The organism is Streptomyces sp. NPDC048269, from assembly GCF_040652395.1.
GTDB lineage: Bacteria > Actinomycetota > Actinomycetes > Streptomycetales > Streptomycetaceae > Streptomyces.
Genome location: NZ_JBEZLW010000086.1, coordinates 1 through 10,970, shown reverse-complemented (window position 1 = coordinate 10,970; position 10,970 = coordinate 1). Strand labels below are relative to the sequence as shown.

The following is a 10,970-nucleotide window of genomic DNA, read 5'->3' as shown; positions in this document are numbered from 1 at the left end:
GCGCCCTGGTCAGGCGGCGGCGAGGTACGAGGCCCAGCCGACGGCGGGCGACTCGCCGGGGCCGAGGGCGCGGAGCTTGTCGAGCCCCGCGCCTCAAACGCCGGCGAGGCTGAGTTCGGCTCCGGCGCGGCTGAGTTCGGCTCCGGGCGGGAGGGGGCCGCGGCGAGGCTGAGGATGGCTTCGGGCGGGAGGGCGGCGCCTCGGCGGGCTGAGGGTGGCTTCGGCGGGAGGGTGCCCCGGCGGGGGCCGAAGGGCGGGGCTAGGCCAGCGGCAGGACGGCGTGGACACGGTAGCCGCCCCCGTACCGCGGCCCCGCGGAGCAGGAGCCCCCCAGGGCGCCGGTGCGCTCGCGCATGCCGAGCAGGCCGTGGCCGCCGCCCGGACCGGCGGGGTCCGGGGCCGGGTCCGCCGAGACGCCCCCGTCGTCGAGCACGGTCACCTCCACCGAGGGCCCGACCCGCACCACACTGACCTCCGCCCGCGCCCCCGGACCCGCGTGCTTGCGTACGTTGGTCAGCGCCTCCTGGATCACCCGGTACGCCGCGAGGTCCACGGCGGCGGGCAGCGGGCCCTCCTCGCGCCCCAGCTGGACGATGACCTCCACCGGCAGCCCGGCGTGCCGGAAGGTGTCCACCAGCTCGTCCAGGACGGCCAGTCCGGGCGCGGGCTCGGTCGGCGCCTCCGGGTCGCCGGACTGGCGCAGCAGCCCGACCGTCGCCCGCAGCTCGTTCAGCGCCGACCGACTGGCGTCCCGTACGTGGGCCAGAGCCTCCTTGGCCTGGTCCGGCCGTTTGTCCATGACGTGCGCGGCCACCCCCGCCTGCACGTTGACCAGGGCGATGTGGTGGGCCACCACGTCGTGCAGGTCGCGGGCGATCCGCAGCCGCTCCTCGGCGACCCGGCGCCGCGCCTCCTCGTCGCGGGTCCGCTCGGCGCGCTCGGCCCGCTCCCGGATGGCGTCGACGAAGGCCCGCCGGCTGCGTACGGCGTCACCCGCGGCCGCGGCCATCCCGGTCCAGGCGAAGATCCCGAGGTTCTCCTGCGCGTACCACGGCAGGGGTCCGGCGAGCATGGCCACGCCGGTCAGTCCGGCCATGGTGAGCAGCCCGATCCGCCAGGTCGTGGGCCGGTCGGTGTGCGCGGCCACCGTGTACAGGGCGATCACCGTGCACATGGCGACGGGCGCCCGCGGTTCCCCGGTGGTCAGTTCCAGCAGCGAGAGCCCGCAGGTCACGGCGAGCACGGTGCGCGGCCGCCGGCGCCGGAACACCAGCGCGGCCGCGCCGAGCAGCATCAGCAGCAGCGAGAACGGCTCGGGGGTCCGCGTCCCGAAGGTGGGCCCGTGCGGCCCGTGCGGATCGGCGAAGGACCCGACGACCATGGAGACGAACGCCCCGAACGCGAGCACGGCATCGGTGGCGAGCGGATGGGCCCGCATCCACTGCCGGGTGGGCGCGAACGGCCCGAGGTCTGTCGTCACCCCGATACGGTACGGCCTGCCCCGGCCGGTCCATCCGGCCGTCTCATCCGGGCCGGGTGTCCAGCGGCGGCGGGCGGCCGCCCAGCGGCAGCCGGGAGCGCTCCGGCCCCCATTTCGTGCGGACCACGCACACGGCCATCACGGCGGCGATGGCCGCCAGGTGTTCCTTGCCGGCCAGGTTGTCCTTGACGAGCACCTCGCCGATCATCGCCAGCACCACCACCGCGCCGGTCAGGTACGCCCGGTAGCGCCAGCAGACGTAGATGGCGAGGCCGACCACCGCCGCCGAGGGCCCGGTGTCGTTGACGATCCGGTCGGACACCGGCAGGCCGAAGGGGTGGTCGGGGCCCAGCGAGAGGCCGATCCGCGCGTACGTGGTCCCGGCGAGGGTGGCGACGTAGCCGATCACCAGCGTGCGCCACCAGCCGATGCAGATTTCCGAGATGCCGAAGACGAGCAGGATCTGCGCGAGCGCCCCCCACACCGGCAGGTCCAGGGCGGGCACGAACAGCGACAGGGGGGTCCGCAGCAGGGCCAGCCACAGCGGGTCGACGGCTTTGACCGACCCGAGGTTCTGGACCGGCTGGAACCCCCAGGAGGTGTTCTGCACGATCTGGAAGACCGAAGTCAGGCAGACCGCGCCGAGGGTCATCGGGACCGCCCGCCATTTGTCGTGGACGAGGGCCTCCCGGACGGTCCGGAACAGGGGCCCCCACTCGCGGCGGGCGAACCGCCGCGGTGAGGAGGTGGTCCACGCTGTCAACGGCGGGTCTCCAGGTGTCTGCGGTGCAGCCACTTCGGCAGACCGGGGGCTTCCAGGAAGCCCTCGGCCCGGCCCGCCGCGATTCCGATCCGCAGCAGGTCCGAACTCTTCTCGAAGAGCATGAACCGCGGTTCCCAGATCGGCCGGTATTTGGCGTTGGCCCGGTAGAGGGACTCGATCTGCCACCAGCGGGAGAAGAAGCTCAGCAGCGAGCGCCACATCCGCAGCACCGGACCCGCGCCGAGCCGGGACCCGCGCTCGAAGACGGACCGGAACATCGCGAAGTTCAGCGAGACCTGGGTGACGCCGATCTCCTTGGAGCGTTCCAGGAGTTCGATGACCATGAACTCCATCAGGCCGTTCTCGGAGTCCCGGTCACGGCGCATCAGGTCCAGCGAGAGGCCCTTGGGCCCCCACGGTACGAAGGACAGCACGGCCCGCAGATCGCCGTTGCCGTCGGTGCACTCCAGCATCACGCACTGGCCGTCGCCGGGGTCGCCCAGTCGGCCCAGTGCCATCGAGAAGCCGCGCTCGGTCGCGCCGTCGCGCCAGTCGTCGGCGCGCCGCAGCAGCTCGTCCATCTCCTCGGCCGGGATGTCGGCGTGGCGGCGGATGCGGACGGTGTACCCGGCCCGCTTGACGCGGTTGTACGCCTGCCGGACGGTGCGCATGGCGCGGCCCTCCAGGGTGAACTCGGCGGTCTCCACGATCGCCTCGTCGCCGAGCTCCAGCGCGTCCAGGCCGTGCCGGGCGTAGATCTGCCCGGCCTCCTCGCTCGCGCCCATCACGGCCGGTACCCAGCCGTGCTCGCGCGCCTCGGCCAGCCACGGCTCGATGGCGCCGGGCCAGGCCTCGGGGTCGCCGATCGGGTCGCCCGAGGCCAGCGAGACCCCGCCGACGACCCGGTAGGTGACGGCGGCCTTGCCGGTGGGGGACCAGATGACGGACTTCTCGCGGCGCAGCGCGAAGTAGCCGAGCGAGTCGCGGTCGCCCTGCCTGGCGAGCAGCGCGCGCAGCCGCTCCTCGTCCTCCTCGGAGAGGGGGTCGACGGCGCGGCGCGAGCGGAAGGCGGCGAACAGCACGGCGAGCAGCAGCAGCATCGACACCACGTTGATGAACACGTCCACCCAGCCGGGCGTGGTGATGGTGTGGTAGGTCCTGGCGTCCGGGTCCAGCGTGATGAGCCGCATCGCGCCGTACCGCCAGCGGGTCAGGAAGGTGGCATCGGCGGCGTTGGGCGCGGTGTTGGTGGCGCCGACGAGCAGCGCCGCGACCAGCGAGGTGAACAGCAGGCCGACGGCTGCGACGACGGTGGCGAGTGCGGGGTTGGAGCGGTCGCCCTTGGCGTAGAACTCCCGGCGTCCCAGCAGCAGGGCGGCGACGAAGGCTGCGGTCAGGCCCAGGGAGACCCAGTTCTGCGCGTGTTCGCGGAACGCCGGGTAGCAGTCGCCGGGGAACCAGCCGTCGCACGGGACGAAGGCCGCGCGGGCGAAGTCGAGCAGCATCATCCCGCCCAGTACCAGGTTCAGGATCCAGGCGGCCCGCTTGCGGCGGCCCATGGTGACCGCCAGCAGCAGGCAGAAGAGCCCGGAGGCGAAGCCGGCCGTGAGCAGGTACGGGGTGTAGAAGTCGTCGGTGTTGTGCCGGCGCAGATCCTGCCCGAGCGAAACCCACACCGCGCTGAGGAAGTTGATGAAGGTGACGACCCGCAGGTACCAGACCGCGAACGCGGCCCCGCGCCGCGAACGGGTGCTCCCCCGGCCGGTCTCCCCGCCGCCCCCTGCCGCCCTGCCGGCGGGATCGCCGCCGGTCTCTTTCCTTCCGGATGCCGGCCCTGGTACCGGTACGGCGCCGCGGTCGGTTTCTGCGCTGGTCAAACGGACCTCTCCCATAAAAAGCGATCATATGGGGCGTCGCTGTCCATAGTGGGCTGGTCCGGGGTCGCGGACTGGTCAGGACCGCGGGCCCCGGCGGCTCACTCCGTCGGCTCCTGCGCCGCCCGTTCCGGGAGTTCCGCCGCGAGTGCGGCGGCCGCCTGGACCAGGGGGAGAGCCAGCAATGCCCCGGTACCTTCGCCCACTGTGACGCCGTGGTCGAGCACAGGGTTGAGCGCCATCCGGTCCAGGGCCTTCGCCTGGCCGGGCTCGCCGCTCGCGTGACCGGCCAGCCACCAGTCGGGCGCGCGGAAAGCGGCCCGCTGGGCCACCAGACCGCAGGCCGCCGAGACGACGCCGTCGAGGATGACCGGCGTACGGCGCACCGCGCACTGGAGCAGGAAACCGGTGAGGGCGGCCAGGTCCGCGCCGCCTACCGCGGCCAGCAGCGCGACCTGGTCTCCGAGGACCGGCCGGGCCCGGCGCAGCGCGTCGCGGATCGCCGCGCACTTGCGCATCCAGGCCAGGTCGTCGATGGGCAGGCCACCTCGGCCGGTGACCACGGAGGCGTCGGTTCCGCACAGGGCGGCGACGAGGGTGGCGGCCACCGTGGTGCCGCCGACGCTGAGATCGCCGAGGACGACCAGGTCCGTACCGGAGTCCGCCTCCTCGTCGGCGATCCGGATCCCGAGCTCCAGGGCGGCCCGGGCCTCCTCGACGGTGAGCGCGTCCTCCACGTCGATCCGGCCGCTGCCGCGCCGGACGCGGTGCCTGACCACGTCCTCGGGGAGCAGCGCGGGGTCGCAGTCGAGCCCGGCGTCGACGATCCGCACGGTGGCGCCGAGCCGGCCGGCCAGGATCGAGACGGGGCTGGCCCCGTCGAGCACGGCCCGCACCAGTTCGTGGGTGGTGGAGGCGGCCCGGGCGGAGACGCCCTCGGCGGCGATCCCGTGGTCGGCGGCGAACAGCACCACGCGGGGGCGTTCGATCGGCTTGACCGGCACCTGCCCCTGCGCGGCGGCGAGCCACTCGGCGAGTTCGTCGAGGCGGCCCAGTGCGCCGGGCGGTACGGCCAGCCGCTCACGGCGTTCCTCGGCATCACGCCGGACGCCCCCGTCGGGGCGCTCGATCAGATCGGAGAAGTCGTCGAGATTCAGCGTGCTCATCTGCCAGAGAGTACAGCCGGTGAGGCCCTCCCCTCAGGGGGTGTGGCGGGGCCGGCCGGGCCTCAGCGCACCGACGTGGACGCCCGCCATGACCAGGGGCGCGCCCAGCAGCAGACCCACCGTCAGCTCCTCGTCGTCGAGCCAGGCCGACAGCAGGATCGTGACCACCGGGATGACGACGAAGACGTACGCCGCGCGGGAGGCACCCCAGTGGCGCACCACCACCAGATAGAAGACGAACGTCAGCACGGAGCCCGCCACGACCATGTAGGCCAGCGCCCACCAGGTCGCCGTCCGCTCGGGCAGCCGCCAGGTGTCCCCTGCGGCGAAGGAACCGGCGAGCAGCACCACCGTCGCGGCCGTCATGCCCACCGCGTTCATCGTCACCGGGTGGACCGGCGGCAGGCGGTGCACGAGCACGGTCGCCTCGGCGAAGGACACAACGGCGCCCAGGACCGCCAGCAGGGACAGCACCGGCACACCGCCCTGCAGCGGGGCCCGCGAGGCCAGCGCCACCCCGGCGGCCGCGACGAGCGTGCCCAGCAGCGCGGACCTCCGGAAGGGTTCCTGACGCTGCGCCACCACCAGCAGCAGCGCCACCAGCGGCACCAGGGCCAGCAGCGTCTGGCCCAGCCCCGCGTGGACGCGGACCAGCGCGTAGTAGGCCAGCGCGAAGGTCACCCCGAAGTTGAGGACCCCGTACAGCACGGCGCCGGCCAGCGCCCGCCCGCGCGGCAGTGCGAGGCGCATGACGGCCATGACCGCCAGCAGCACCACCGCGGCCGCCCCGAACCGCACCGACGCGCCCCACAGCGGGTCGAGTTCGCGGTTGCTGAACCTCACCCCCACCGCGTTGCCGCCGCCCAGCAGGCAGCACCCGGCGAAGGCGGCGAGGCCGGTTCTCTCTCCTGCGGGACCTGAGGTTTTCATGGGACCCCGGCTCTTCCTCGGCTGTTCCCCGGCTATTCCTTGAGTACGAGCGCCTGCCCCGCCACGACCAGCAGGACGTGCTCGCACTCCCCGGCCACCACGGTGTTGAGGCGGCCCAGCTCGTCGCGGAAGCGGCGGCCCGAGGCCGTCGCCGGAACGACCCCCGACCCCACCTCGTTGCTGACCAGCACCACCCGGCGACGGGTCGCGCGCAGCGCCGCCACGAGCTCGGCGGCCCGGTCGCGCAGCTGGTGCTGCCCGCCCTTGGCCCACATCGCGTCGTCCCAGGCGCCGACCCGGTCCATCGCGTCCGTCAGCCACAGCGCCAGGCAGTCGATCAGCAGTGGCGGTCCTTCCCCGGCGAGCAGCGGGACCAGTTCGCAGGTCTCCAGCGTCCGCCAGCTCGCCGGCCGGCGCTCCCGGTGCAGGCCCACCCGCTGCGCCCACTCGGCGTCACCGTCACGGGTGCCGCCGGTGGCCACGTAGACCACCTCGGGGAAGGACTCCAGCCGCCACTCCGCCTCGACGGACTTGCCGGAGCGGGCCCCGCCCAGCACCAGCGTCCGGCGCGGCATGTCCGGCACCGCGTGGTACTCCCCGGCGATCACCGTGGTCCCGTCGGGCACCGCCCGGGCCCCGGCGGCCGCGCACCGGCGCTCCAGCTCCCGGCCCGGCGGGGTGTCGTGGTCGAGGTGGACGGCGATCACGTCCGTGCCAGGGCCCACCGCGCCGCTCGCCCGCAGCCGGGCGAGGGCCCCGGGCCGGCCCAGCACGTCGGCGAGGACCACGTCGTAGGGACGCGGGGCCCTCACGCCATCGGTGCCCGCCGGGGCCCCGCCGGGCGGCAGGTACAGCAGCCGGCCGCCGTCCGGGCCGGTCACCTCGTAGCCGGTGCCCGGTGCGTCCATCGGCACGGCCCGCACCCGGTGCCCGGAGATCACCGAGAGCTCCCGTCCGTCCGGCACCCGCCCCGCGGCCGGCAGCCCGGGCGGCAGCTCCACGGCGGGCCCGTCGTGCGGGTGGGTCAGCAGGACCTGCCGTACGCCGGCCAGCGAATGCCCGGCCCGGGCGCCGGCCAGCACCGCCCCGGGGGTCAGGTCGAGCAGCAGTGCCCCGTCGACGAGGACGGCCGTTGCGGCACGCGACCGCATGCCGACGGAGACCGCGCAGGCCGCACAGGGACAGCCGGGGCGGGGCAGGCCCTCGGGTGTGCCGGTGCCGAGCAGAGTGAGTTCCACAGGATGATCCTCCCGCGTCGCCGAGACTGCTGCGCGCCCGGTTACTCTGCGGGCAGACTCAAGGTGAGCAGCGTGCGAGCAGCGGACGAGCAACGGAGGCGGACATGGCGTGGACGTGGCGGTTCGAGACGGCCGAAGGCACCGAGACGAGCCCGTCGGTGGCACCGGAGGAGTTCACCACGCAGGGGGACGCGGAGTCCTGGATCGGTGAGTACTGGAAGGACCTGCTGGAAGGGGGCGTCGAGCAGGTCAAACTGTCCGACGACGCCGGGACCGAGCTCTACACGATGAGCCTGCGCGCGGCGCTGGAGGCCTAGCCCGTCCCTTCGGATCTTGCTCCCCCGGCTACCGCTGGGAGGGGCCCCGGGCCCGCGGCACCCGGCTCCGCACCTCGCGGCGTGGTCGGAGCACCCGAGTACGTCCAGCAGTCGGGAGCTCCTCCGCCTTGCGGGGCACGGCACCAGCCGCCGCGGGCTCGGGCCGAGAAGATCCGCAAGGGGGGGGGTCCAGCCCTGTCGGACGGGACTGGGACGCCCGGCGGGCAGATCCGGCCCCGCCGATGATCGGGACGCGGGGGCGGAGCCCCCGCGGCCGCCCCGCGCGGCGGGGCACGGCGTCAGCCCCGTACGCCGCACAGGTGCAGCAGCGCGGCCACACCCCGGTAGGGGTCGGTGCGCCCGGCGCGTTCCTCCGCGGCCAGCAGCCGCTCCAGCTCGTCCTCGGGCGGCAGACATTCGCCCGCCTCGGTGCCGTCCGTGAAGACGCGTACGCCGTACCAGGTACCCAGCGGCGCACCGATGCCGTTCAGCGTGGCCGTCAGCCCGGCCAGCCGGTCGGCCCGTACGTCCAGGCCCAGCCGGTTCGTGTACTCGACGCCGTCGAAGGCGGCCAGCGTGCCGCCCCAGTCACCGCTCAGTCCCGGCCGCATGGCGAGCGCGTCGCCGTTGCGCACCAGCAGGGACAGCAGTCCGCCGGGTGCCAGCATGCGGGCGAGCCCGGCGAGCATGGCGTCCGGCTCGGGCACGTACATCAGCACGCCGTGGCACAGCACGACGTCGAAGCTGCCCGGCAGGAAGTGGGCGCCGGTCTCGCGGCCGTCGCCCTCCATGAGCCGTACCCGGTCGCGGATCCCGGCGGGTTCCGCGTCCAGCGCCTCACGGGCGACGGCCAGCATCCCCGGGTCCTTCTCCAGGCCCGTCACCTTGTGCCCGGCGCGGGCGAGTCGCAGTGCCTGGGTGCCCTGGCCCATGCCGACGTCGAGGACGCGCAGCCGCTGCCCCACGGGGAAGCGGTGCGCGATCTGCTCGTCGACCTGCCGGCCCACGAGTTCCTGGCGGACGGCGTTGCGCAGTCCGCCCAGGCCCTCCAGCCACAGGCGGGCTCCCCCCGGGCCTCCCCAGGAGAAACCTTCCCCCGACGCCCCCGATGCTCCGGGCGCCCCTCCGGTCAGGGCCGTTCCCCGCGCTTGACCTGCGGCTTCGGCAGCCGCAGCCGGCGCATCTGGAGCGTGCGCATGAGGCCGTACGCGACGGCCCCGCGGCGGGGCTCGTTCGGGAAGCGCTCGGCCAGCGCCTTGCGGAGGCGGAAGACCAGACCGATGGAGTCGAGGATGATCAGGACGATCACGCCGAGCCACAGCAGTAGTGCGACGTTCTGGATCGAGGGCACCCGCACCATGCTCAGCACCAGGATGATCACTGCCAGGGGCAGGAACATCTCGGCGACCGAGAAGCGGGAGTCCACGTAGTCGCGGACGAACCTGCGGACGGGGCCCTTGTCACGCGCGGGCAGGTAACGCTCGTCGCCGTTGGCCAGCGCTTCGCGCTGCTTGGCCATCTCTTCGCGACGGCGCTCGCGGGCTCGCTTGGCATCCTCCTTGCGGTTGCCGGTCGAGGCCACCACGGCCTTGCGCTGCGACTGGGCCACAGCACGCTTCGGCGTAGGGCGGCCCTTGGGGGCCTGCGGATGACGGGGCTGCGAGAGGTCGGCGCTCACCTTGTCGGTGGCGGCGGCCTTCTCTTCCTTGGAGGAGCGGCTACCAAACACAAAACCCAAGCCTACGTGGTTGCGGGCATGGGCCCCACCCCGGCGGGGAACGATCCGGCAACGGCGGGCGTCTTCCCCAGTGCAAGGTTCGTGCCGGGGCGCGCTCCCGGTGACCGGGCCGTACCGGTCGGGGGCTCACCTACTCCTCGCGCCTGATACGGCGGGGACGCAGTCGTCCTGGAGGAGGAGCGCATCCGTACTCGAACAGTGCGGTAATGGAGACAGGGCCCGTACTGTGGGTCCTGTTGGTGACCTGGAGCACAGTCCGTCTAGAAGGGGGCGCGCGAAGCCCATGAGCGGTGTCATGAAGCGTATGGGGATGATCTTCCGCGCGAAGGCGAACAAGGCCCTGGACCGGGCCGAGGACCCGCGCGAGACCCTCGACTACTCGTACCAGAAGCAGCTCGAGCTGCTTCAGAAGGTGCGCCGCGGAGTCGCCGATGTGGCGACCTCCCGCAAGCGCCTGGAACTGCAGCTGAACCAGCTCCAGGGGCAGTCCGCCAAGCTGGAGGACCAGGGCCGCAAGGCTCTCGCGCTGGGCCGCGAGGACCTCGCCCGCGAGGCCCTGTCCCGCCGCGCCTCGCTCCAGCAGCAGGTCAGCGACCTGGAGGTGCAGCACCAGACCCTGCAGGGCGAGGAGGAGAAGCTGACCCTCGCCGCGCAGCGCCTGCAGGCCAAGGTGGACGCCTTCCGGACGAAGAAGGAGACCATCAAGGCCACCTACACCGCGGCGCAGGCGCAGACCCGCATCGCGGAGTCCTTCTCCGGCATCTCCGAGGAGATGAGCGACGTCGGCCTGGCCATCCAGCGGGCCGAGGACAAGACCGCCCAGCTCCAGGCCCGCGCCGGAGCGATCGACGAGCTGCTGGCCTCCGGGGCCCTGGACGACCAGTCCGGGCTGGCGAGGGACGACATCCAGACCGAGCTGGACCGCCTGTCGGGCGGCACGGACGTGGAGCTGGAACTCCAGCGGATGAAGGCCGAGCTGGCCGGCGGCCCGTCCGCGCAGCAGCAGGCCATCGAGGGCGGCGCCGCGGGCAACGGCCAGCAGTCCCAGACCCAGCACCGCTTCGACAAGCAGTAGGACGGGGTCCGTCATGATTGTCCGCATCATGGGGGAAGGCCAGGTGGAGCTGGCCGACAGCCACTTCGCCGAGCTCAACAAGCTGGACGACGAACTGCTCGCGGAGATGGAGAGCGGTGACGAGAAGGGCTTCCGGCGCACCCTGGGCGCACTGCTCGAAGCGGTACGGCGGCTCGGCGAGCCGCTGCCCGACGACGCGCTGGAGCCGTCCGAGCTGATCCTGCCCGCCCCGGACGCGACGCTCGACGAGGTCAGGGAGATGCTCAGCGACGACGGACTCATCCCGGGCTGACCGGTAGTACGCGGTGCGACGACGGGTCCGCCCCCTGGGAGAGGGGGCGTCGGCAGTCGAACGCCCGTACTTTAGCCCCGGCTTGTCCCGAGTTGCC

General features: G+C 73.4%; 11 protein-coding genes. 3 read left to right on the top strand and 8 right to left on the bottom strand.

The window, feature by feature from the left end:
- Positions 1-259: 259 nt before the first annotated feature.
- The 6 genes from AB0D48_RS36445 to AB0D48_RS36420 form a co-directional block, all read right to left on the bottom strand.
- Complete coding sequence (locus AB0D48_RS36445) at positions 260-1,438, bottom strand: sensor histidine kinase (RefSeq protein ID WP_362407341.1); 1,179 nt, start codon at positions 1,436-1,438, stop codon at positions 260-262.
- Positions 1,439-1,523: 85 nt separating this feature from the next.
- The gene (locus AB0D48_RS36440) at positions 1,524-2,243 is read right to left on the bottom strand and encodes a hypothetical protein (protein WP_362407335.1); all 720 of its coding nucleotides are present in this window, start codon (positions 2,241-2,243) and stop codon (positions 1,524-1,526) included.
- Positions 2,240-4,135 (bottom strand): phosphatidylglycerol lysyltransferase domain-containing protein, encoded by a 1,896-nt coding sequence (locus tag AB0D48_RS36435; protein WP_362407332.1) that lies wholly within the window; start codon positions 4,133-4,135, stop codon positions 2,240-2,242. Before AB0D48_RS36435 ends, AB0D48_RS36440 begins: the two co-directional genes overlap by 4 nt.
- An 83-nt stretch (positions 4,136-4,218) precedes the next feature.
- Positions 4,219-5,283 (bottom strand): nicotinate-nucleotide--dimethylbenzimidazole phosphoribosyltransferase, encoded by a 1,065-nt coding sequence (gene cobT / locus AB0D48_RS36430; protein WP_362407328.1) that lies wholly within the window; start codon positions 5,281-5,283, stop codon positions 4,219-4,221.
- Positions 5,284-5,316: 33 nt separating this feature from the next.
- The gene (locus tag AB0D48_RS36425; RefSeq protein WP_362407325.1) at positions 5,317-6,213 is read right to left on the bottom strand and encodes an EamA family transporter; all 897 of its coding nucleotides are present in this window, start codon (positions 6,211-6,213) and stop codon (positions 5,317-5,319) included.
- A 32-nt stretch (positions 6,214-6,245) separates the two neighbouring features.
- Positions 6,246-7,451 (bottom strand): bifunctional adenosylcobinamide kinase/adenosylcobinamide-phosphate guanylyltransferase, encoded by a 1,206-nt coding sequence (locus AB0D48_RS36420; protein ID WP_362407322.1) that lies wholly within the window; start codon positions 7,449-7,451, stop codon positions 6,246-6,248.
- A gap of 104 nt (positions 7,452-7,555) precedes the next feature.
- Between AB0D48_RS36420 and AB0D48_RS36415 the strand changes: the two genes are divergently transcribed.
- Positions 7,556-7,768 (top strand): hypothetical protein, encoded by a 213-nt coding sequence (locus tag AB0D48_RS36415; RefSeq protein WP_362407319.1) that lies wholly within the window; start codon positions 7,556-7,558, stop codon positions 7,766-7,768.
- A gap of 299 nt (positions 7,769-8,067) precedes the next feature.
- Here AB0D48_RS36415 and AB0D48_RS36410 read toward each other — a convergent pair whose 3' ends face one another.
- On the bottom strand, positions 8,068-8,820 hold the full coding sequence (locus AB0D48_RS36410; protein WP_362407338.1) for a methyltransferase domain-containing protein: 753 nt from the start codon (positions 8,818-8,820) through the stop codon (positions 8,068-8,070).
- 77 nt (positions 8,821-8,897) lie between these two features.
- On the bottom strand, positions 8,898-9,506 hold the full coding sequence (locus tag AB0D48_RS36405) for a DUF3043 domain-containing protein (RefSeq protein ID WP_362407316.1): 609 nt from the start codon (positions 9,504-9,506) through the stop codon (positions 8,898-8,900).
- Positions 9,507-9,789: 283 nt separating this feature from the next.
- Here AB0D48_RS36405 and AB0D48_RS36400 point away from each other — a divergent pair, with 283 nt between their 5' ends.
- Both AB0D48_RS36400 and AB0D48_RS36395 read left to right on the top strand, forming a co-directional pair.
- Positions 9,790-10,581, top strand: coding sequence for a PspA/IM30 family protein (locus tag AB0D48_RS36400; protein ID WP_362407313.1), 792 nt, complete (start codon positions 9,790-9,792; stop codon positions 10,579-10,581).
- A 13-nt stretch (positions 10,582-10,594) separates the two neighbouring features.
- The gene (locus AB0D48_RS36395; RefSeq protein WP_362407310.1) at positions 10,595-10,873 is read left to right on the top strand and encodes a hypothetical protein; all 279 of its coding nucleotides are present in this window, start codon (positions 10,595-10,597) and stop codon (positions 10,871-10,873) included.
- The last annotated feature ends 97 nt before the right edge of the window (positions 10,874-10,970 follow it).